Annotated in this window: 20 protein-coding genes and 1 tRNA gene; 19 read left to right on the forward strand and 2 right to left on the reverse strand. The window is 48.7% G+C overall.

From position 1 onward, the window contains the following. Positions 1-139: 139 nt before the first annotated feature. The 5 genes from uvrB to FN001_RS04340 all read left to right on the forward strand — a co-directional run bounded on the left by uvrB (position 140) and on the right by FN001_RS04340 (position 6,042). Positions 140-2,131 carry an excinuclease ABC subunit UvrB gene (gene uvrB, locus FN001_RS04320; RefSeq protein WP_142410939.1) on the forward strand — a complete coding sequence of 664 codons (1,992 nt, stop codon included), beginning with the start codon at positions 140-142 and terminating at the stop codon, positions 2,129-2,131. Between the two features lie 273 nt (positions 2,132-2,404). Further along, the gene (locus FN001_RS04325; protein WP_118298846.1) at positions 2,405-2,635 is read left to right on the forward strand and encodes a FeoA family protein; all 231 of its coding nucleotides are present in this window, start codon (positions 2,405-2,407) and stop codon (positions 2,633-2,635) included. Further along, the gene (gene feoB, locus FN001_RS04330; protein WP_118529364.1) at positions 2,632-4,626 is read left to right on the forward strand and encodes a ferrous iron transport protein B; all 1,995 of its coding nucleotides are present in this window, start codon (positions 2,632-2,634) and stop codon (positions 4,624-4,626) included. The genes FN001_RS04325 and feoB overlap by 4 nt, the downstream gene beginning before the upstream one ends. A 196-nt stretch (positions 4,627-4,822) precedes the next feature. Next, on the forward strand, positions 4,823-5,599 hold the full coding sequence (locus tag FN001_RS04335; RefSeq protein ID WP_142410940.1) for a threonine/serine exporter family protein: 777 nt from the start codon (positions 4,823-4,825) through the stop codon (positions 5,597-5,599). Continuing rightward, positions 5,596-6,042 (forward strand): threonine/serine exporter family protein, encoded by a 447-nt coding sequence (locus FN001_RS04340; protein WP_118298788.1) that lies wholly within the window; start codon positions 5,596-5,598, stop codon positions 6,040-6,042. The genes FN001_RS04335 and FN001_RS04340 overlap by 4 nt, the downstream gene beginning before the upstream one ends. Positions 6,043-6,090: 48 nt before the next feature. Here the strand turns inward: FN001_RS04340 and FN001_RS04345 are convergent, their stop codons facing one another. Next, entirely contained in the window at positions 6,091-7,017 is a 927-nt protein-coding gene (locus FN001_RS04345) for a DUF5688 family protein (RefSeq protein WP_142410941.1), read from the reverse strand. Positions 7,018-7,596: 579 nt separating this feature from the next. Here FN001_RS04345 and FN001_RS04350 point away from each other — a divergent pair. Further along, positions 7,597-7,935: a cupin domain-containing protein gene (locus FN001_RS04350; RefSeq protein ID WP_118298595.1), complete on the forward strand. Its 339-nt coding sequence runs from the start codon at positions 7,597-7,599 to the stop codon at positions 7,933-7,935. A gap of 157 nt (positions 7,936-8,092) precedes the next feature. On the opposite strand, the gene queA is transcribed toward FN001_RS04350, so the two are convergent. After that, on the reverse strand, positions 8,093-9,118 hold the full coding sequence (gene queA / locus FN001_RS04355) for a tRNA preQ1(34) S-adenosylmethionine ribosyltransferase-isomerase QueA (RefSeq protein ID WP_142410942.1): 1,026 nt from the start codon (positions 9,116-9,118) through the stop codon (positions 8,093-8,095). A 230-nt stretch (positions 9,119-9,348) separates the two neighbouring features. Between queA and FN001_RS04360 the strand changes: the two genes are divergently transcribed. From FN001_RS04360 to FN001_RS04420, 13 genes are all read left to right on the forward strand, one after another. Next, positions 9,349-9,930 carry a cysteine peptidase family C39 domain-containing protein gene (locus FN001_RS04360; RefSeq protein WP_118321540.1) on the forward strand — a complete coding sequence of 194 codons (582 nt, stop codon included), beginning with the start codon at positions 9,349-9,351 and terminating at the stop codon, positions 9,928-9,930. A 110-nt stretch (positions 9,931-10,040) separates the two neighbouring features. Beyond that, positions 10,041-10,112 (forward strand) — tRNA-Arg (locus FN001_RS04365). Positions 10,113-10,299: 187 nt separating this feature from the next. Next, on the forward strand, positions 10,300-11,313 hold the full coding sequence (locus tag FN001_RS04370) for a pseudouridine synthase (protein ID WP_486463477.1): 1,014 nt from the start codon (positions 10,300-10,302) through the stop codon (positions 11,311-11,313). Beyond that, the gene (ligA, locus tag FN001_RS04375) at positions 11,289-13,259 is read left to right on the forward strand and encodes an NAD-dependent DNA ligase LigA (RefSeq protein WP_142410944.1); all 1,971 of its coding nucleotides are present in this window, start codon (positions 11,289-11,291) and stop codon (positions 13,257-13,259) included. Before FN001_RS04370 ends, ligA begins: the two co-directional genes overlap by 25 nt. Beyond that, complete coding sequence (gene metA, locus FN001_RS04380) at positions 13,249-14,169, forward strand: homoserine O-acetyltransferase MetA (RefSeq protein WP_118604892.1); 921 nt, start codon at positions 13,249-13,251, stop codon at positions 14,167-14,169. Before ligA ends, metA begins: the two co-directional genes overlap by 11 nt. Before the next feature lie 174 nt (positions 14,170-14,343). Beyond that, the gene (locus FN001_RS04385; RefSeq protein WP_142410945.1) at positions 14,344-14,757 is read left to right on the forward strand and encodes a MerR family transcriptional regulator; all 414 of its coding nucleotides are present in this window, start codon (positions 14,344-14,346) and stop codon (positions 14,755-14,757) included. A 304-nt stretch (positions 14,758-15,061) separates the two neighbouring features. Continuing rightward, on the forward strand, positions 15,062-15,769 hold the full coding sequence (locus FN001_RS04390) for a CpsB/CapC family capsule biosynthesis tyrosine phosphatase (RefSeq protein WP_142410946.1): 708 nt from the start codon (positions 15,062-15,064) through the stop codon (positions 15,767-15,769). Positions 15,770-15,785: 16 nt separating this feature from the next. Beyond that, complete coding sequence (locus tag FN001_RS04395; RefSeq protein ID WP_142410947.1) at positions 15,786-16,478, forward strand: YveK family protein; 693 nt, start codon at positions 15,786-15,788, stop codon at positions 16,476-16,478. 27 nt (positions 16,479-16,505) lie between these two features. Next, complete coding sequence (locus FN001_RS04400; RefSeq protein ID WP_142410948.1) at positions 16,506-17,381, forward strand: CpsD/CapB family tyrosine-protein kinase; 876 nt, start codon at positions 16,506-16,508, stop codon at positions 17,379-17,381. Then, the gene (locus FN001_RS04405; RefSeq protein ID WP_142410949.1) at positions 17,351-18,403 is read left to right on the forward strand and encodes an LCP family protein; all 1,053 of its coding nucleotides are present in this window, start codon (positions 17,351-17,353) and stop codon (positions 18,401-18,403) included. Before FN001_RS04400 ends, FN001_RS04405 begins: the two co-directional genes overlap by 31 nt. Before the next feature lie 30 nt (positions 18,404-18,433). Next, positions 18,434-19,024 carry a hypothetical protein gene (locus FN001_RS04410; RefSeq protein ID WP_142410950.1) on the forward strand — a complete coding sequence of 197 codons (591 nt, stop codon included), beginning with the start codon at positions 18,434-18,436 and terminating at the stop codon, positions 19,022-19,024. A 175-nt stretch (positions 19,025-19,199) separates the two neighbouring features. Beyond that, positions 19,200-20,651: a sugar transferase gene (locus FN001_RS04415; RefSeq protein ID WP_142410951.1), complete on the forward strand. Its 1,452-nt coding sequence runs from the start codon at positions 19,200-19,202 to the stop codon at positions 20,649-20,651. Between the two features lie 162 nt (positions 20,652-20,813). Then, positions 20,814-21,083: a hypothetical protein gene (locus tag FN001_RS04420; RefSeq protein ID WP_486463478.1), complete on the forward strand. Its 270-nt coding sequence runs from the start codon at positions 20,814-20,816 to the stop codon at positions 21,081-21,083. Positions 21,084-21,518: the final 435 nt, after the last annotated feature.

Here is a 21,518-nt window from a genome sequence, read left to right on the forward strand (position 1 = left end):
AATAGCTGTACATTTCTATATAGACATGGTATACTTGAAAGCAGTTAAATATATTTTCAATTCCAGGATGCGAGACCGGAATAATATGAAAGAAGCATGAAACTAAAAGAGATGAAATAGACTGAATCAGGAGGAAACCATGGATCATTTTGAACTTGTATCAGAATATCAGCCGACCGGTGACCAGCCGCAGGCAATCGAACAGCTGGTAAAAGGCTTCAGGGAAGGCAATCAGTTTGAGACACTGCTCGGTGTGACTGGATCCGGTAAAACATTTACGATGGCGAACGTGATCCAGCAGTTGAATAAACCAACACTTGTGATCGCGCACAATAAGACGCTGGCAGCACAGCTTTATTCGGAGATGAAGGAGTTTTTCCCAAATAATGCGGTGGAATACTTTGTCTCCTATTACGACTACTATCAGCCGGAGGCTTATGTGCCGTCGACGGATACTTATATTGAAAAGGACTCCGCGATCAACGATGAGATCGATAAGCTGCGCCATTCTGCGACAGCGGCCCTTTCTGAGCGGAATGATGTGATCATTGTAGCTTCAGTATCGTGTATCTATGGTCTGGGAAGCCCGATCGATTATAAGAACATGGTGATCTCGCTGCGCCCTGGAATGGAAAAAGACAGAGATGAAGTGATCCACAAACTGATCGATATCCAGTATACAAGAAATGAGATGGATTTTAAACGAGGAAGTTTCCGTGTGCGAGGAGATGTGCTGGAAGTATTTCCGGCATACTCCGGAAGTGAGGCGTACAGGATCGAGTTCTTCGGGGACGAGGTGGACCGGATCATAGAGATCGAGGCGCTGACCGGAGAGGTGAAGGCACAGTTGGAACATGTGGCGATCTTCCCGGCATCCCACTATGTCGTTCCGAAGGAAAAGATGATGCGTGCGACTGAGAATATTCTTGCAGAGATGAAGGAGCAGGTAACCTTCTTTAAAAGTGAGGATAAGCTTCTGGAGGCACAGAGGATCGCTGAGCGGACAAACTTTGACGTGGAGATGATGAGGGAGACCGGATTCTGCTCCGGGATCGAGAACTATTCCCGCCATCTCGTGGGTTCCGCACCGGGGCAGCCACCGTGTACGCTGCTCGACTATTTTCCGGATGATTTTCTGATCATTGTGGACGAGTCCCATATTACGCTTCCGCAGGTCCGCGGCATGTATTTTGGTGACCGATCGCGAAAAAAGACACTGGTGGATTATGGCTTCCGTCTGCCGTCCGCACTTGATAACCGTCCGCTGAATTTTGAGGAGTTTGAGACACATATCAACCAGATGATGTTCGTGTCGGCGACGCCGTCCACTTATGAGGCGGAACATGAACTCCTGCGTGCGGAGCAGATCATCCGCCCGACAGGGCTTCTGGACCCGGAAATCTCTGTCCGTCCGGTGGAAGGACAGATCGATGATCTGGTGGGCGAGATCAATAAAGAAGTGGAAAAGCACAATAAAGTTCTCATCACGACGCTCACAAAGCGTATGGCGGAGGACCTGACGGATTATATCAGGGAAGCCGGAATTCGTGTAAAATATCTGCACTCGGATATTGATACGCTGGAGCGTGCGGAGATCATCCGGGATATGCGTCTGGACGTCTTTGATGTCCTTGTCGGAATTAACCTTCTCAGAGAGGGACTCGATATCCCGGAGATCACGCTTGTTGCGATCCTGGATGCGGATAAAGAAGGATTTCTTCGTTCAGAGACATCCCTGATCCAGACGATCGGGCGTGCGGCCAGAAACGCGGAAGGTCATGTCATCATGTATGCAGATACGATCACAGATTCCATGCGGGCCGCCATCGACGAGACGAATCGCCGCCGGGAGATCCAGCAGAAGTACAATGAGGAGCACGGAATCACACCGCAGACGATCAAAAAAGCAGTCCGTGATCTGATCGCGATCTCAAAGGCAGCCAGCACGAGTGAGGAAGAATTTAAGAAAGATCCGGAGTCTATGGATGCAAGGGAACTGGAGAAACTTGTAAAGGAACTTACAAAGAAGATGCGCCAGGCGGCAGCGGAACTGAACTTTGAGGAAGCAGCTAAGCTGCGTGACCGGATGAAGGAAGTGAAACAGATGCTGCTGGAACTGGAGGATCATTAGAACGCGCAGCAGGAAGAAGCAATATTTTTGTATTCCGGGGAAATGCCGTGGAAGGATTTTACAGACGAAGGTATGTGACTGCTATAAAAAAGGAAAAAGGACTGGGAGACAGAAGCTCTCAGTCTTTTTGATATGTGCACACATGCCTTTGCCCGCACCGGGCGGACGAATGTACCGGAATACGATTATTGACAATTATTCTCAATAAGAATACAATATTTCCAGATGACAGGAAGACTGCTATCGACTATGATAATGAAGGATGGACACAGGATGAAACTTTATGAAGGAAAGATTGGCACAACGTACCTGGTCGAATCGGTTCATGTGGAAGATGCGATCAACCGGCGTCTGGAAGCGCTGGGTGTAAATGAGAATACTCCTCTTCTTGTGATGAACAAGAAAAACAGCGGAACGATGATCATCAAAGTCCGCGGAACCCGTCTGGCGCTTGGAAGGCGGATCACAGGCGGGATCGAAGTTAAAGAGGAGGCGGCATCATGAGTGGGACAGAAAGACCGATCAATGTCTGTTTTGTGGGAAACCCGAACTGCGGAAAAACAACCTTGTTCAATGCATTTACCGGTGCAAAATTAAAAGTGGCAAACTGGCCCGGCGTTACGGTAGAGCGGGTGGAAGGAGAGACGAGCTATAAGGGCAGAAAGATCCATGTGATCGATACGCCGGGTATCTACAGCCTGACTTCCTATACAATGGAAGAACTCGTCACAAGGCGCTGTATCGAGGAGGACGATGTGGATGTGATCATCAACGTCGTTGACGCGTCCTCACTGGAACGAAATCTGTATCTGACGCTGCAGCTTCTGGAATTAAAGAAACCAGTAATTCTGGCACTCAACATGATGGATATCATCGAAGAGCGCGGAATGGAGATCGATCTTCACCGTCTCCCGGAGATGCTGGGCTCGATCCCGGTCGTTCCGGTATCAGCGAGAAAGAGGACAGGACTCGATGTTCTGATGCATGCAGTGGTACATCATTATGAGGAAGGACCGCAGGGGGTGATCGTTCACTATGACAGGACGATCGAAGACCGGATCCAGAGAGTGGAGGATCTTCTCCGTGAAAAATATCCGGACCTGACGAACCTTCGCTGGCATGCGATCAAGATGCTCGAGTACGATAAGGAGGTCATGAAGGACCATCCGATCGAATTTGAGAGTATCGTTCCGGAAACTCTGGAAAAAGAGATCATCAATGAAAAGTATGACTATGTGGAATCGGTTGTCAACGAATGTCTCTTTAACAAAGAAGAAAAATCACAGATGACGGATCGGGTGGATCGTCTTTTGACGCATCCGGTTCTCGGAATTCCGGTATTTTTCGGGATCATGGCACTTGTATTTTTCCTGACGTTTACCGTCGGAGATTTCCTGAAAGGTTACTTTGAACAGGGACTGGAACTTTTATCGTCGAGTGTACTTTCAGGGCTGCAGGCTGCGGGTGCCTCCGACTGGGTGATCTCCCTTGTTGTTGATGGTGCACTTGCTGGAGTAGGAGGAATCCTGACATTTCTGCCGAATATTTTTATTCTTTTTCTCGCACTTGCATTCCTTGAGGACAGCGGATATATGGCGAGAGTGGCATATGTCATGAATGAGACGATGGGAATGGTCGGACTTTCCGGTCGTGCGTTCCTTCCGATGCTGTTAGGATTTGGCTGTACGGTTCCGGCAGTCATGGCGACAAGAGCGTTGGAAAACCAGAGAGACCGTTTAAAGACGATCCTCATCACGCCATTTATGTCATGTTCAGCAAGGCTGACGATCTATGTACTCCTTGCTGATATGTTTTTTCCGAAGTCGGCGATGTTAGTGGCATATTCCCTGTACCTTGTCGGAGTTGCGATGGCGATCATCATTGCGCTGATCGTACATAAAACGACAGACAGCAAGACGGAAAATGCCCTTTTGATCGAGCTTCCGGAATACAAGATCCCGAACTTGAGAACTGTAGCGATCTACGTCTGGGAGAAAGTAAAGGATTATCTGACAAAGGCAGGAACAACGATCTTTCTCGCATCGATCATTTTATGGTTCGTCATGAATGTGGGACCGACCGGATTCATCACAAACGTTGCGGACAGCTTTGCTGCAAAATTCGGTCAGATCCTGGTGCCAGTATTAAAACCGGTCGGACTCGGAAGCTGGCAGATCGCGGTAGCGCTGATCTCAGGAATTTCCGCTAAGGAGGTTGTTGTTTCAAGTATGTCCGTACTCTACGGGATCACAAACATCAACTCGGCAGCAGGAATGGCAGAACTTTCCGGAATCCTTGGGGGAACAGGATTCACGGCTGTCAACGCGTATGCACTGATGGTATTCTGCCTTCTCTATACACCGTGTATCGCCACGATCGCCACGATCAAACGTGAGACACAGTCTTGGAAATGGACCCTGGGGATGGTCGTATTCCAGCTTGTACTCGCCTGGATGGCGGCATTTGTCGTATTCCAGATCGGAAGCCGCCTGTGATCTTTGAAAGAGCAAAAATATTGAGAAGCTCCCATCTTCTGACGAACACTCAAAAGAAGCAGTCATTAGAAGAATAAGTGGGTGAAAAGAGAACAGTGCAACAAATCACGGTCAGGTTTGCGCTGATATGTCAGACTCTGTGAAATTACTGACCGTGGATCGGAACAAGAATCTGAAGGGGTAAAAGGGGTAACAGATGAACGAAAAAACTTTGCTTGAGGCCGTGGTGCTGGCAGGTGAGCTCATGCTTGTCAGCGGCGCGGAGATCTACAGAGTGGAAGATACTATGAACCATATGTTGAAACGCTCCGAGTATGAGCAGACGGAGACGATCGTATATGGAACAGGAATCTTTGTCACGTTAAGCGATCCGAATAAGGAACCGCTGACCCGGGTCAAACGTGTCGCGGACCGGTGTACAAGTATCAACCGGATCTGTCTGGTGAATGATGTGTCGCGCCATTTCTGTGAGGGAAAGATCACCGTGGAGGAGGCGCTGAGACAGCTGCGTGAGATCCAGTCACCGAGGACGATCCAGTATGACTGGCTGACACAGGGACTGGGGTACGTTGGGGTTTCGGCGTTTTTCGCCCCCATGTTCGGCGGATCCTTTGGAGATTTTCTGGCAACGATCGTAGTCGGTGTCTGCCTTGCGGTCGCGGCCTGGATCGGAAAGACGCTGAAATTCAACGATTTCTGTTTTAATGCCTTTGGCGCCTTTGTGCTGGCATTTTCAGCCATGACGGTCTGTCATTCCTATCCGGGGCTGAATTCTGATACGATCATTGTCAGCGCTGTTATGCCTCTTGTCCCCGGGGTGACGTTTACGACGGCGATTCGTGATACATTGAACGGCGATTATGCTGCCGGTTCTGCGCGGATCCTCGAGGCGATCGTTGTGGGACTTGCGGTAGCATTTGGAGTCGGAGCAGGACTTGTCGCTGCACGCAGTCTGGAAGGAGGACTTTTATGATCATACAGGTATTCAGTGCGTTCTGGGCGATCGCGATGTTCTCGATCCTGACGGAAACTCCAAAGCGATTTTTACCATATGCCGCATTTTCCGGCGGTTTCGCCTGGTGGGCGTATTTGGTGATCAATAACCTGACACATTCCACTCTTCAGGCAACGTTTTTTTCGATCCTTGCAATGGCATTTTTAAGTCATATCCTTGCAAGGATCAAGAAAGCTCCGGTGACGGTTTTCCTGATCGCGGGAATCCTTCCGACAGTTCCGGGAGCAGGGATTTACCGGACTGTATATTATCTGATCCAGGGAGATCAGGCGCTTTCCACGCATTACCTGATCTCAACACTTCATACCGCAGGAGCGATCGCCCTGGCGATCTTTATTACAGATTCTGTCGTAAATCTCGTACATCTCTATCATGAAGGAAGTCATGCGAGAAGAAATTAGGCGGTGAGCTCGTTGGAAGCCTTGTGGGAGGCGTGCGGCAGGCGGGATCTACAAAAGAGCTTCGGAGTTGTCAGCGTAGATCTCCATCCGGTCGGTTTCTCTGCGGTAGCGGTACAGATGGTCAGAGAGAAAGTCTTCCGGCAGGATCGACTCGCGGTTGACATTCCGGATCGTATTGCAGAAGACATGGTAATCACGTTCCGTAAAAGCTTCAGAATCAGCAATGATCAGGACCTCGTGGATGCTGGAGGGAAGGATGAGAAGATCTTTCTCAAACGCATCCGCGAGGTCTTTTAATTTGTCCGGATAGAGTACGCAGGCGGCTCCGTGGTGAGCGGAGCTGTTGGTAAGGACATAGAGCGTCGGAACCGGGCAGTCTTCCGGAACAAAATCGATGGAACCGGGGAAGTATTCCTCGATCACTGTCTCAAGGCGCCGGAAACTTGCCGGATAGATTCGGGGAGTATTTTCCGCTGCGAGCGAAAAAAGATCTTCCGGCGTCAGATTCCAGGACGCGGACACCACGTTTGTGATGACGGAGCTGATCTGAGTTTCCCCTTCGGATTCTATGACTAGGGAGAAGATGACCGCGAGATCAAGGCAGGGGATCCAGGGAATCGTCTTTAAAAGTTCCTCGTTTTTATCCTGGGAGACGAGACGACAGGTGATCCGGTCCCGGAAATCTTCAAAATGGTTCAGGGAAGTGAGACCCGCCACGGAGAGCGGAAGCTCCGTATCAGTGATCGATACCATGTAATCGCAGAGCTCGGACATAGAATGTCCTTTTTCAAACTGTTCGTACAGCATCTCAAGGGAGATCACGGGAGAGCAGTGTTTTCCTGCTTTTAAGAGAGCCAGGGAGTCGAGGACGACCCCGTTGTTTTTCAGAACGTGTTCCCGGTGAATGGAATAGCCGGTGTCAAGCATGTTAAAAAGCTCTTCCTGCAGTGCAGCACAGAATTCTTCGTAGTTCATTGTAATACCTCCTGATGTGTTTTCAGATTCATAGATTTGATATTTGTGACGTGTAAGAATAGAATGTGTGTAACGATCCAGCCGGACGGATCCAGGGGATGAAGCTGGTCCCGGAGTTTACAGGTCGGCAGTCAGACATCGGGAAGAAGCTGCCGATGGAAATTTCTGTAAGGAAAGGATTGGACCGTTACGGATGTAAAACAAGTGAAAACACGCTTTGCGAGTTTTCACTTGTTATCGCGACAGTCGCCAAGGTCTCGCGTAAGTGCGGACTTTGGCTCGTTGTTCGCGTAAATAAAAGGATAGGTGTATTCTATCGAAATCCAGTTCGAAAATCAATCGTGATGATTCACAAGAATTGCCCCCTGAAATTGACATGCGGACGAAAAAATGTTGTATTTACAACACACAAAAGGAAGATATCGTGGTAGAATAGCAGTAATATGATCCCAGGGGGCAAAAGTCAGAACTCTGATGCAAGTCTGCCCACAGAAAGATCTTTGCCCCTGGAATCCGGCAAGACTGATACAGGTTAAGAGACGGATCATGGTAAGATCCGGACGGAAAGGAAAAAGAAAAATGGCTTTTATCAAAAATATCGACCATGAAAAAGTTTTAAACCTTGCTTCTCAGATCACAGCAGCACCGGGACAGATCGTCAGCAAGACTCTCGCCCAGAATAAGGCAGTCAGCTTGACATTGTTTGCGTTCTCCAAAGGTGAGGAGATCAGCACGCACGATTCTACCGGCGATGCGATGGTTCATGTGATCGAAGGCGTCGGTCAGTTCACCGTAGACGGTGTGGAACATATCTGCAAAGCCGGAGATGTTCTCGTTATGCCGGCGAAGAAACCGCATGCAGTGTTTGCAAAAGAAGATTTCAAGATGCTGCTTACTGTGATATTTCCACTGGATTGATCGTTATTCTGGATTCTCTGGAAAAAGGATGTGCCCCGACAGGTCCGTGTGTCCTGCAGAAGGAAAGAAGGAAAATTTTAGGAGAAAAAAGGTTGCTGTAACCAAAAAAGATCCCCGTGTGATCGGAAAGTCACACGGGGATCTTTGACATCAGTGGTCAATGAATAAACATTGCATCTCCGAAACTGAAGAAACGATACCGTTCTTTGATTGCTTCCTGGTACGCATTCAGGATATGTTCGCGTCCTGCGAGAGCGGATACGAGCATAACAAGCGTGGACTCCGGAAGATGGAAGTTTGTGATCAGGCAGTCCAGGATCTTAAACTTGTATCCCGGGTAGATGAAGATCTCGGTCCAGCCGCTTCCAGCCTTTAAGATCCCGTCATCACCGGTTGCGGATTCCAGGGTACGGCAGCTTGTGGTTCCAACGCAGATCACACGTCCGCCGTTTGCTTTCGTGTCGTTGATCTTCTTTGCCTCAGATTCCTCGACTATATAAAACTCGGAATGCATATGATGCTCCTCGATCGTATCCACTTTTACCGGGCGGAAAGTTCCGAGACCGACATGAAGAGTCACATGAGCGATCTTTACGCCCATGTCTTCGATCTCCTGTAAAAGTTCTTTTGTGAAATGAAGACCGGCAGTCGGAGCTGCTGCGGAGCCCTCATTCTTTGCATATACCGTCTGGTAGCGGTTCTTATCTTTTAACTGGTGAGTGATGTACGGAGGCAGCGGCATCTGGCCGAGCTTATCGAGAATCTCCTCGAAGATCCCGTCATACTCAAACTGGATCAGGCGGTTTCCCTCATCTACTACATCGATGACCTTGCCTTTTAAGAGACCATCTCCGAAGGAAACTTCCGCGCCGACTTTCATCTTCTTTCCCGGTTTTACAAGCGTTTCCCAGACATTATCGGATTTTCTCTTTAAAAGCAGGACTTCGATCCCGGCATCAGTTCCGATCTTGTGTCCCATGAGACGCGCCGGGATAACTTTTGTATCGTTGATAACAAGGCAGTCGCCTTTTTTCAGGTAATGCAGAATATCGCGGAAATGACGGTGTTCCATTTCTCCGGTCTTTTTATCTAATACAAGCAGCCGGGAAGCAGAACGGTCCTCAAGCGGATCCTGCGCGATCAGTTCCGGCGGCAGTTCAAAGTTAAAATCTGTTACATTCATTTCTCTATCTCCTGTCTGGTATCCTTATCAAAAAGTTCCATGCCATTGTAGCAGAATCGGGAAGAAAAATCAATGAGGCGCGCAGGAATATGGGGAAAATCGGTGATCATCTGCAAAATGCTCGGACAGCAGCCGGGAAATAAAAATATATCTTGTTGTTTTAAGGTTATGGTGGTACGATAGGAAAATCAAAAGCATGGTACATGCGGCAATCGGAAGGAGCAGTTGCAATGAAATATATCAATCAGTTAGAACACAGAGATATCCCCTATGAACATAATTTAGACCACGGCGGAGTGCCGGAGGAGAAGCGGAATGTGGCTGCAGCAGGCTGCGGACCGAGCTGTCTGTGCATGATGGTGGATGCGCTGACTCTGTCAACCTATGAACTCACAGACTGCCTGAAATTATCCAATGAGGTTGGCGCGAACCGTGAGATCGGAACGAGCCTGAAGATCCTGGGCCCCGTCGTTGCGGAAAGGTTTAACCTGAATTATGGGGAAACGAGTGATCTGAATGAACTGAAGGCGCACCTGGCAAAAGGCGGACTCGCCATCGCAAATTCCGGCGGAGACCGGGAAGGGTATACCGGGGTGTTCACTCATGGAGGACATTACATCCTCGTTGTATCGGCCGATGACAATGAGGCGTGCATTCTGGATCCGTCCTATAAAGAAGGAAAATATGAGGAGCCGGGCAGGGATGGAAAAGCGAGAGTCGTAGATGGCTTTGTTTACTGCAGCCTGAAAGTTCTTGCGGAGGACTGCGCAAACCGTACTCCGTCCTACTATCTGTTTTCAAGAAAGCATTAAAAATATGAAAAGCGCGGCAGCCGGGAAATGGAATTGGGTAAAAAAATATACAAAAAAATAATTCTCATCCCCTTGCATGAATCAGAAAATTATTGTATACTATTAGAGATGCATCTGTAGCTCAGTGGATAGAGCAGTGGCCTCCGGAGCCGCGTGCGTAGGTTCGATTCCTATCAGATGCATTTTTTTATGCGTCCGTCAGATCGGGAAAATGTCCTGACCCTGATGGGCGTTTTTTCTTGCATTCATACTCCGGAAACGATATAATGGGTCCAATAAGGAAAATAAGCGTTACAGTGCGTGCTCATGGAGCGCCCGTGTACTGTAACAAATAAGCTGCAGTTGAGAATACAAAAAGGGAGAAAGAGATTGGAAGGAACGATTCGTTTAAATAAATATCTGAGTGATGCAGGCGTCTGCTCGAGAAGAGAGGCAGACCGGCTTGTGGAGAATGGAAAAGTCATGGTGGATGGTGAAGTTGCTGTGATGGGAATGCAGATCCGCCCGGGACAGAAGGTGGTCTGTGACGGAAAGCCGGTGGGAGAGAAGGAAAAAACGGTATTCCTGATCGTAAATAAGCCCCGTGGGATCGTCTGCACGACTTCGGATAAGGATCATGCAGAAAATATCGTCGAGTTTTTAAACTATCCCCAGAGGATCTATCCGGTCGGACGTCTTGATAAGGATTCCGAGGGACTTCTCCTGATGACAAATCAGGGAGATATCGTCAACAAGATCCTGCGCGGCGGAAATGCACATGAAAAAGAGTACGCGGTGGCTGTCGATCATCCGGTGACGGAAGAATTTTTAAAGCAGATGTGCGAAGGCGTCCGCATTGAGGATCTCGACGTGACAACAAAGCCATGCCGTGCTTGGAAGACCGGAAGCCACACGTTCCATATCGTTCTGACGCAGGGATTAAACCGACAGATCCGCCGGATGTGCCGTGCGCTCGATTATCATGTGATGAATCTGAAACGCGTGCGTATCATGAACATCCAGCTGGGTACATTAAAGCGCGGGGAGTACCGGGAGCTGACGGAAAAAGAGCTGAGCGATCTGATGAAACTGGTGGAAGGTTCGACGAATCTTCCGGCGAGAGAAGCTGCGAAGATCGGAAAACTGGCGGATCCGGCAAAAGCGGCCGGAAAAACAGCCCGCTCCGGGTATCAGGGAAAGAAGAACGACAGGAAACCGTTTGTAAAAAATGGTGAGAGAAAGCCGTTCGAGAAGAAGAGCGGAACCGGAAAGGTCTGGAGAAATGTCCGCGAGGACAGCGAAAAGAAGCCGGAAAAGAAAGCCCCCGCATCCCCGGAAAGCTGGAAACCGGGTGCGCCGGAGCGCAAGGAGCATAAAATATGGACGACAAGATCAAGAGGATGAAGGAGCTGATCCCGCTTCTCTCTGAGGCATCGAAAGCCTATTATCAGGAGAGCCGCGAGATCATGAGCAACTTCGAATATGACAGGCTTTACGACGAACTCCTGAAACTGGAACAGGAGACAGGGACGGTGTTTGCCGGAAGTCCGACCCAGAAAGTCGGATATGAAGTCTTAAGTGAACTTCCGAAAGAGCGCCATGAGCGGCCGATGCTTTCTCTGAATAAGACGAAAAGCGTTGACGAGCTCCGGGAATGGCTCGGCGGACAGAAAGGACTTTTGTCCTGGAAGATGGACGGGCTGACTGTGGTCCTGACATATGAGGACGGGGTCCTTGCGAAGGCGGTCACACGCGGAAACGGCGAGATCGGCGAGGTGATCACGCCGAATGCCCGGACGTTTATCAATATTCCGACCTCGATCCCGTATAAGGGTCAGCTGATCCTGCGCGGGGAAGCGGTCATCAGTTATTCGGATTTTGAAAAGTTAAACGATTCCATCGCAGATGTGGATGCGAAGTACAAGAATCCGCGAAATCTCTGCAGCGGTTCCGTGCGCCAGCTGAACAGTGAGATCACGGCATCCAGAAACGTCCGTTTTATGGCGTTTGCACTGGTGCGGGCGGATGGCGTTGACTTTAAAAATTCGAGAAAAGAGCAGTTTTTGTGGCTCTCCGGCCTGGGATTTGAGACGGTTGAGTTCGTGGAGGTGACGGCGGAGACACTCTCCGACGCAGTCCGCGGATTTGCGGAGAAGATCGAACATTACGATATCCCGTCGGATGGTCTTGTACTGCTTTATGATGATATCGCCTATGGACAGTCGCTTGGGCGGACGGCGAAATTCCCGAGGGATTCCATCGCTTTCAAATGGGCGGACGAGATCCAGGAGACAACGCTTTCCTACATCGAGTGGAGTGCGTCGAGAACAGGACTCATCAATCCGGTCGCCGTGTTCGAACCGGTGGAGCTTGAGGGAACGACGGTGAGCCGCGCCAGTGTCCATAACATCAGCATCATGGAAGGACTGGAGCTGGGGGCCGGGGACCGGATCACAGTCTACAAGGCGAACATGATCATCCCACAGATCGCGGACAACCTGACAAGAAGCGGCGTCCGTGATATCCCGAAGATCTGTCCGGTCTGCGGCGGGGAGACGGAGATCCGCAGTGTGAATGATGTGAAGTCCCTCTACTGCACAAATCCGGAGTGTCAGGCGAAAAAGATCAAGAGTTTTGACCTGTTTGTGAGCAGGGATGCGTTGAATATCGACGGACTTTCCGAGATGACGCTGGAGAAGTTTATCGCAGCGGGATTCATCCATGAATTCGATGATATTTTCCATCTGGACCGTCACCGCGATGCCATCGTGACGATGGAGGGATTCGGGGAGAAATCCTATGAGAATCTTATTCAGGCGGCGAAGACTGCGTCCCATACGACGCTGCCGCGGCTGATCTTTGGCCTCGGGATCGCTGGGATCGGTCTTGCGAATGCGAAAGTGATCTGCCGTCATTTCGATTTTGACCTGAACGCCATGCGCGGGGCCGACGCGGAGGAGCTTTGCTCCATCGACGGGATCGGCGGTGTGCTCGCGGATGCGTGGGTGAAGTACTTTAAGAATGATAAGAACAATGAGATACTGGATCATCTGCTGGCGGATCTGACTTTTGAAAATGAAGTGAGAAATGAGGAACAGACGCTGGCCGGAAAGACTTTCGTGATCACAGGCTCCGTTGAGCATTTTGCGAACCGCAAGGAACTGCAGGAGAAGATCGAGTCTCTCGGCGGAAAAGCCGCAGGCTCCGTGTCTGCGAAGACCAGTTATCTGATCAATAATGATGTGACATCCAATTCGTCAAAGAATAAGAAGGCAAGAGAACTTGGCATTCCGATCCTTTCCGAAGAGGATTTCCTGAAGATGATAGGAGAGGAAAAAAATGCCGATTAAAATACAGAATGGATTGCCGGCAAGAGCGATCCTTGAGAGTGAGAACGTATTTATCATGGATGAGGATCGTGCCCAGAGCCAGGATATCCGTCCGCTGGAGATCCTGATCTTAAATCTCATGCCGTTGAAGGAGGACACAGAGACACAGCTTTTAAGAGCCCTTTCCAATACACCTCTGCAGGTGGAGTGCACTTACATGACCATGTCCACTCATGAGTCCACCCACACCTCCGCCAGCCACTTAAATAAGTTTTATGTGACATTCCCGGAGATCAAGAAGAAACATTTCGACGGAATGATCATCACCGGCGCACCGGTGGAGCTGATGGAGTTTGAGGAGGTCAACTACTGGGAAGAGCTGACCCGGATCATGGAGTGGAGCAAGACCCATGTGACATCCACCATGCATCTGTGCTGGGGGGCTCAGGCCGGACTTTACTATCATTACGGAATCCCGAAACACTTACGGAAAGAAAAACTTTCCGGTGTGTATACACAGAAAGCGCTGGATAAGCGTGTTCCGTTACTCCGAAGCTTTGACGATTACTTTAAGTGCCCGCATTCCCGCTATACAGAAGTGTGGGAGGAGGATATTTTAAAGCACCCGGAACTCCGGATCCTCGCTAAATCCGATGAGGCAGGCGTCTTCCTTGTCATGAACCAGGACGGAAGCCAGATCTTCGTCCAGGGCCACCCGGAGTACGACCGTATGACCTTAAACAACGAGTATCACCGCGACCTCAACAAAGGCTTAAATCCGGCACTCCCAGTCCACTACTATGAGCATGATGACCCGTTCTCCGTTCCTCCGCTTATGTGGAGAAATATGGCGAACACGCTGTATACGAACTGGCTGAACTACTACGTATATCAGGTTACTCCGTATACGCTGGAGGAGGACACGGAGTAGTTAAAGTCGGTTTATTCACAAAAAATGTTACGATGTGTCAAATATGACGTATGATCATGCCGTGCTTGGTGAAAATCTGGAACTTAGCAAAGATGCAGCAAAGTGGTTTACGGAAGAAAAAGAGCGTCTTGAAAACAGGCAGGCAAGCAAAAAAGTCATGGACAGGATTCGGAAATGTTTGGACTTCCGATTTCAACTTTGCGCTATTATGACAAGCAGGGGCTTTTTCCGGGAATGGAAAGAATTTCCGGCATCCGTAAATTCAGTGAGAAAGAGATTGAAGCATTACGTGTAATTGAATGCCTGAAACGCTCCGGTCTGGAAATCAAGGATATTAAGCAGTTTATGGACTGGTGTGAGGAGGGAGCAGTTACTTATCCCCAACGAAAAGAACTGTTTGAGAAGCAAAAGAAAACAGTGGAAGTTGAAATTGAACATTTAAGTCGTGTGTTGGATTTGATTAAATTTAAGTGCTGGTATTATGAACAAGCCATGCAGGACGGCAACGAAGATCGTGTACATAGTATGATACCGGATAAGCTGCCGGAGGATATTCAAAAGATGTACGATCACGCACATAAAGAATAATAAAGAAATGCCGCATATTTTCCCTTTAGAGACAAATATACGGCATTATTAGTATTCAAACGGAATTACTATGTCCTTCGGACAATCCTCATTTTTACAGTACAGCAGATAGGAAATTGCCGCTTTTGTATATTTGTTGGACTTAATTGTGTCCCAGTCTGATAATTTCTGCTGTTTTAGAAAAAACACAATTACAGAGATAGTAATTGCTTTTTATGGGAAATAGTGCTACACTGATTCCGTATGTCGAAATATGGCATAAAACGGTAAGGATGGTAAACAGACCCATACGGAGACAACAAAGATGATAGATATACATGCTCATATTTTACCGGGAGTGGACGATGGCTCGAAGAATCCTTCGGAGACCGAAAAACTCCTAAAATTATCATGGAAGCAGGGAGTGACAGAAATCATTGCCACTCCACATTTTTCCCATCATACAGATTTTGCCGGACTTCGCGAGCGATACGAGCAGACAAAGAAAGCGGCACAACGAATTGATCCCAGATTTAAAATTTATCTTGGACAGGAGATCCTGTACTTTGAAGGAATGACTGACTGGCTGGATCAGGGAAAAGCCCTGACATTGGCGGATAGCCGGTATGTTCTTGTGGAATTTCGTCCCGGTGACAATTTCATCAAGCTTTCACGGGCAGTACGCGAGATTGTCTCGGCGGGATATCTCCCGATCGTTGCTCATATAGAGCGGTATGACTGCCTGAGAGAAAAAGGAAGGACTGCAGAGCTGATCGGTCTCGGTGCATATCTTCAGATGAATGCCGGGAGCGTCCTCGGCGGGATCTTTGATAAGGACGCAAGGTGGTGCCGGGAAGAGATCACGAACGGCAGGATCCACTTTATCGGAACAGATATGCACAATACCGGGGAGCGGCCGCCAAGGATGTTAGATGCCTGGAAAAAGCTTGGGAAAAAGAATGAAATGTTAAGAAAACAGATCTTCTGGATCAACCAGAAGTATATCCTGAAGGATAAGACATTAAAACGATAAAAGGAAAAGGGGAATTATGCAAAAGAAATTTGAAGACGATGATGAGATCGAGATCGACCTCTTAGAACTGTTTTATGCGCTGAGACATCGCTGGTGGGCAATTCTTCTCGCACTGGTCATAGGAGCCGGAGCGGCAGGTGTCTATACGAAAAAGCTGATCGCGCCGCGTTATCGGTCGACCTCGATGGTTTACGTCCTCTCCAAGGAGACAACGCTTGCCTCCCTCGCCGATCTCCAGATCGGAAGCCAGCTTACAAAGGACTACAGCGTGATCATCAAGAGCCGTCCGGTCTTACAGGAGGTCATCGACAAACAGAACCTCGATCTGACGACGGATGAGCTTGGAAAAATGATCACGATCGACAACCCAAGTGATACACGAATCCTTTCGATCACTGTTGAGGACATCGAGCCGATGCGGGCAAAGGCGATCGTTGATGAGGTAACAAAATCCGCTTCCAATTATATCGGAGACATTATGGAAATGGTTCCGCCGAAGGTCATCGAGGATGGCATTGTTGCGGTGAAGCCGAGTTCTCCGAGTGTTAAGAAAAACGCAGCGGTCGGCGGACTTGGACTTGCCGTTCTTGTCTGTGGTCTGATCTGCTTAAAGACGGTTCTTGACGATACGATCAAGAGTGAAGAGGATGTCGAGAAATATCTCGGTCTTTCCGTCCTTGCCGTGATCCCGGATACAGAGAAAAAGTAAGGCAGGGGAGAACAGGAGAAAAAGCACATGGCATATATTGAGTTAAAAAATATTGAAAATACCGATTACTTTTATCAGGAAGCGATCAAGACACTGCGTACGAACCTCCAGTTCTGCGGAAGCAGTGTCCGGGTCATCATGTTTACAAGCACGATACCGTCGGAGGGAAAAAGCTCAACGGCGTTTGCGGTAGCAACATCAATGGCGAGCATCCGGAAAAAGGTTCTGTTTATCGATGCGGACATCCGGAAATCCATGATGGTAAAGACCCACGAGATCACCGGTCATACCTCCGGACTTTCTCAATATTTAAGCGGTCAGAAGGCCCTTGAAGAAACCGTCTATGCGACAAATGTAGAACATCTGGATGTGGTCCTCGCAGGACCCTACTCCCCGAACCCGGCAGAGCTTTTAGAGGATCCGACCTTTAAAACCATGATCGACTGGGCAAGAGAGCGCTACGATTATGTTGTGATCGATACCCCGCCGATGATGAACCTCATCGATGCTGCTATCATTGCGGAGGAGGCAGACGGAGCCGTTCTCGTAGTTGAGAGCGGAAATGTCAGCTACCGGCTCGCCCAGCGCGTGAAGGACCAGTTGGAAAAGAGCGGCTGTCGGATCTTGGGAACTGTATTAAACCGTACCGACGGCGGAAACAGCAGCGGCTACTATAAAAAGTATTACAGAAAATATTACAAAAAATACGATAAATATTATGAAAACCGTTCCGAGCGGGAAGACGATGAGGTAACCTTAGCGTCAGCCGCCCTGGAAAGGGCAATGACGGCGGAACCGGAACAGCCGGAGCAAAAGCTTTTTACGGAACCGGAACAGAAGCCGGAGGCGGAGCTTAACGGAAGGAAAGCAGGATGCAGCAGAAAAAGAAGAGACAGAAATTAACATGGATCGTTGCTGCCGTTCTCATTCTCGGAGGAATCTTTTTCGGAATCAATACGAAAAGGCTGTATCAGGAGAAGCTTGAAACAGATGCAAAGGTTTTGACCTTACAGGAGGAGAACCGATCTGCAGAGGAAGAACTCTCCGATTTCGGTCTGACCCATGATACGATCGAGTATCAGGGAACGACATATAAACGAAACACCTACGTCAAGGCAATCCTCTTAATGGGAATCGACCGGGATACCGATCTCTCCGAGCCACAGCGTGCAGGAGAAGGCGGACAGTCAGACGGAGTGTTCCTCATCGCAGAGGATACTGCAAGGGACACCATAAAGATTCTCTCGATCCCCCGGGATACGATGACAAAGATCATCCTGACGGATCTCTCCGGAAATATCCTGGGAGAGGATTTGCAGCATCTGACGCTTGCTTACGCCTACGGCGACGGTCGGGAGTTAAGCTGCGACTATATGACCCGGGCGGTGACAGAGCTTCTCGGAGGACTTCAGATCGACGGCTATGCGGCAATCAGCATGAAAGCCCTCGGAATGATCAACGACTCGGTCGGCGGAATCACCGTGACGATCGATGATCCGGGAATGATCGATCGGGATCCTGCCTTTCAGCTTGGCGAAACGATCACCTTAAAGGGCGATCAGGCAGAGAAATATATCCGCTACCGCGATATTGAAAAAGCACAGACCGCAATCAGCCGTTTAGAGAGACAGCAGATCTATATTGAAAAATTTTCACAGGCCGTAAAACAGACGGCAAAGCAGAAGGAAGGATACTTTACAGACCTTCTGAACGAACTTGCCCCGTATATGGTGACAAACCTCACAAAGGACCAGCTTCTGGAAATGGGGATGGCATTCTTAAAGAGCAGCCAGACACTCGGCGACGGGGATATTGAGATGCTTCCGGGCGAAGGAAGAGAGACCGATTGGTACGATGAGTACATTCCGGACCTTGAGAAGACTCAGGAGATGATTCTTAACCTGTTCTACAGGGTTGAGAAATAATACCATATTTTGAAAGGAATGGTGATAGGTATGAAAAAGAGAGCAGTAATGGCAGCCATGGTTGCTGCACTGGTACTTTCTCAGGCTACGACGGCATTTGCCGCAGGCAGCACAAGCAGCGGCGGCAGCGGTCGTGCGACTGTAAGTGCAACGTATGCTGATGAAGTCAGCATCACGTTAAACGGAAATACCACAACTCCGAACTACGGCGGAGAGGCATCAAACGGCGCAACAAGCGTAGCCTTCGTAAAGGGTGACACTCACGCAGTGGCAGGTCTTCCGAACGGCATCGTTGATACGATCAATGCCATCAACAGAAACAAGGCAGATCTTGCAAATGTTGGTACAGGTCTTGATCTGAAAGGCTACAATGCCCTGATCGGAACTCATGCGATCATGACGTATCAGGCAGGAACAAAGGTTGAGAAGACAGGCGATGTTTCCATCGATCTGTATGTTCCGAACCTGGTGGATGGTCTTGGCAATGTAGAGATTCTCTTCTACAACAACATGACCGGCAGATGGCAGCTGATCAAACCGGCTTCCGTAAACACAAAGACAAAGGTCGTAACTGTAACGATCCCGAACTCCGGTACCATTTCCGTTATTTATAAAAAATAAGGAACGGATCCGGTTTCATACCCGGGTGTGCCGCCTGGATGACAGACGGCGCATCCTTCCGGAAAAACATACGAATAGCAGACGATTTTAGTGAATTGGAAAACAAACTGCATCGTTCTTGATCGATGCAGGATCAGATAAATGTAACATATCAAGGGGAAATGAGAGAAAAAGCATGTATCGCAAAGATTCACAGGAATGGTTAAAACACATCGATTTTATTCTTTTGGATTTGATCTGTCTTCAGGCTGCCTTTTTGCTGGCATACGCCGTAAGCGGATACGGGTTCCATCCGTACCGTTCGATGCTTTATCGAAATGTTGCGGTCATTCTGGAGTACATAGATCTGTTCGTCATCTTCTTCAACGGCACCATGAGCGGCGTGTTGAAGCGTGGATATTATAAGGAATTTACCGTTACGGTCAAAAATGCCCTGTTCATCGCAGCTTTGACGATCCTGTACCTGTTTGCTCTTCAGCAGGGACAGAATTATTCGAGACTGGCGTTGTTCCTTATGATCCCGATTTATGTGGTCATCACCTATCTCACAAGACTTTTCCTGAAGTCAAGATTAAAAAAACAGATGGAAGAGGGAACAAAAACCTCCCTTCTGATTATCACCTCCCAGGATATTGCCCACCGGGTCGTAAAAAGCATGAAAGAAAACAACTTCGCCCGCTATATGATCAGTGGCGTTGCCCTTGTGGACGCTGACTGGGTCGGAAATGTGATCGAAGGGATCCCGGTCGTTGCCGGAACGGAAGATATTCCGGAGTACGTCTGCAACGAATGGATCGACGAGGCACTTATTGTGATCTCTGATGAGCTTCCGTACCCGAAGGAGCTGATCCGTGTTCTTACGGAGGCCGGTGTGACAACCCATTTAAACCTCGCAAAGATTACAAGCATGCCAGGAAAACGACAGTTTGTCGAAAAGGTCGGCGCCTATACCGTTTTAACAACGAGCATGAATTACGCCTCTACGTTCCAGCTGATGTTAAAAAGAGGAATGGATATCGCAGGCGGTCTTGTAGGCTGCTTCCTTACAGGGATCATCTTTATCTTTGCTGCACCGGCAATCTATCTTGCATCTCCGGGACCGATCTTCTTTACCCAGGAACGTGTCGGAAGAAACGGAAAGCACTTTAAGATTTATAAATTCCGGAGCATGTACATGGATGCGGAGGAAAGAAAGGCAGAGCTTATGAAAGAAAACCGTCTCGGTGACGGAAAGATGTTTAAGCTCGACTTTGATCCGAGAGTGATCGGAAACAGGATCCTCCCGGACGGAACAAAAAAGACCGGGATCGGCGACTTTATCCGCCGGACAAGCCTGGACGAGTCCCCACAGTTCTTTAATGTCTTAAAGGGCGATATGCCCCTTGTCGGGCCCCGCCCGCCTCTGATTTCAGAGACGAACCTTTACGAGCCGCACCACAAGGCACGGCTTGCGATCAAGCCGGGGATCACCGGGATGTGGCAGGTCAGCGGCCGTAGTGACATTACCGACTTTGAGGAGGTTGTCAACCTCGATAAGGAGTACATCAACAACTGGAATATCGGGCTCGATATCAAGATCCTTATCCGTACGGTATTTCTTGTAGTCAAAGGAGAAGGGGCGATGTAGAAGAAAAGGAAGATCAAGCCAACGGTGATCGCCGCAAAGCGGGGACTGCGGTTGGCTTATCGTTTTTAGCACGGTTCAGGAGCAGACAGGATTATGTGTTTGATGAATTATTAAAAAAACTATGGTTTGCCGCTACCTTATCACGGAGCCTTGGAGAACTTTATGAAAGATAGATTTGCAGTGTCCATGTTCGGACAAAAACGATTGTCCCGTGAGGGTGGGATAGAGATTGTTGTAAAAGAATTATGCACCAGAATGGCAAGAGATGGATGTCAGGTTACCTGCTACAACAGATCTGGTCATCACGTGAGTGGCGCAGAGTTTGACAATAAAATTGAATATGATGGAATCCGACAGAAATTTGTTCCAACTATTGAAAGAAAAGGGGCTAGAGATATAATAGGGTCAACCAAGAAAACCTACGATAAATAAAGGATTTTGACGGATCGACTCGTTCAACAAAAATATTTATTTGCTGACAGGCTGCGGAGAAGCTGAAATCCAGAGGTTATAGGTGGGAGGTTTTGGTGCAGCTCTGTTTTGACCCACAAAATGAGCAGCAAGTAAAAAATCAAGGAGAACGAATCGAGCCTACGGTGGATTGCCATTGAGTGATCCGCCGTGGGCTTGTTTGCTGCTTTATTAAATGAAGAATTAGTGAGGGAGAACAGCACTATGAGAAATTATAAAACTGCTGTGGTTGGCACGGGGGAGTGTGAAATAATATGGGCAACCAAAAATAATCCTGATTTCATGCGGGTTTGCGCGGCTTGACCTTTTTACCTCAACTTGTTTCTGCTTGTCATGGTGCGTTACGGTCAGCGTGTTTTCAGGAGTTAATGGCTTCTGGTTGCGCTCTATACTTAA

It is taken from the genome of Clostridium sp. Marseille-P7770 (assembly GCF_902143525.1).
Lineage (GTDB): Bacteria > Bacillota > Clostridia > Lachnospirales > Lachnospiraceae > Pilosibacter.

Excerpts from the sequence above, each read along its gene's own strand:
- uvrB (WP_142410939.1), top strand. The coding sequence starts at position 140 with ATGGATCATTTTGAACTTGTATCAGAATATCAGCCGACCGGTGACCAG.
- FN001_RS04325 (WP_118298846.1), top strand. The coding sequence starts at position 2,405 with ATGAAACTTTATGAAGGAAAGATTGGCACAACGTACCTGGTCGAATCG.
- feoB (WP_118529364.1), top strand. The coding sequence starts at position 2,632 with ATGAGTGGGACAGAAAGACCGATCAATGTCTGTTTTGTGGGAAACCCG.
- FN001_RS04335 (WP_142410940.1), top strand. The coding sequence starts at position 4,823 with ATGAACGAAAAAACTTTGCTTGAGGCCGTGGTGCTGGCAGGTGAGCTC.
- FN001_RS04340 (WP_118298788.1), top strand. The coding sequence starts at position 5,596 with ATGATCATACAGGTATTCAGTGCGTTCTGGGCGATCGCGATGTTCTCG.
- FN001_RS04345 (WP_142410941.1), bottom strand. The coding sequence starts at position 7,017 with ATGAACTACGAAGAATTCTGTGCTGCACTGCAGGAAGAGCTTTTTAAC.
- FN001_RS04350 (WP_118298595.1), top strand. The coding sequence starts at position 7,597 with ATGGCTTTTATCAAAAATATCGACCATGAAAAAGTTTTAAACCTTGCT.
- queA (WP_142410942.1), bottom strand. The coding sequence starts at position 9,118 with ATGAATGTAACAGATTTTAACTTTGAACTGCCGCCGGAACTGATCGCG.
- FN001_RS04360 (WP_118321540.1), top strand. The coding sequence starts at position 9,349 with ATGAAATATATCAATCAGTTAGAACACAGAGATATCCCCTATGAACAT.
- ligA (WP_142410944.1), top strand. The coding sequence starts at position 11,289 with ATGGACGACAAGATCAAGAGGATGAAGGAGCTGATCCCGCTTCTCTCT.
- metA (WP_118604892.1), top strand. The coding sequence starts at position 13,249 with ATGCCGATTAAAATACAGAATGGATTGCCGGCAAGAGCGATCCTTGAG.
- FN001_RS04385 (WP_142410945.1), top strand. The coding sequence starts at position 14,344 with ATGTTTGGACTTCCGATTTCAACTTTGCGCTATTATGACAAGCAGGGG.
- FN001_RS04390 (WP_142410946.1), top strand. The coding sequence starts at position 15,062 with ATGATAGATATACATGCTCATATTTTACCGGGAGTGGACGATGGCTCG.
- FN001_RS04395 (WP_142410947.1), top strand. The coding sequence starts at position 15,786 with ATGCAAAAGAAATTTGAAGACGATGATGAGATCGAGATCGACCTCTTA.
- FN001_RS04400 (WP_142410948.1), top strand. The coding sequence starts at position 16,506 with ATGGCATATATTGAGTTAAAAAATATTGAAAATACCGATTACTTTTAT.
- FN001_RS04405 (WP_142410949.1), top strand. The coding sequence starts at position 17,351 with ATGCAGCAGAAAAAGAAGAGACAGAAATTAACATGGATCGTTGCTGCC.
- FN001_RS04410 (WP_142410950.1), top strand. The coding sequence starts at position 18,434 with ATGAAAAAGAGAGCAGTAATGGCAGCCATGGTTGCTGCACTGGTACTT.
- FN001_RS04415 (WP_142410951.1), top strand. The coding sequence starts at position 19,200 with ATGTATCGCAAAGATTCACAGGAATGGTTAAAACACATCGATTTTATT.
- FN001_RS04420 (WP_486463478.1), top strand. The coding sequence starts at position 20,814 with ATGAAAGATAGATTTGCAGTGTCCATGTTCGGACAAAAACGATTGTCC.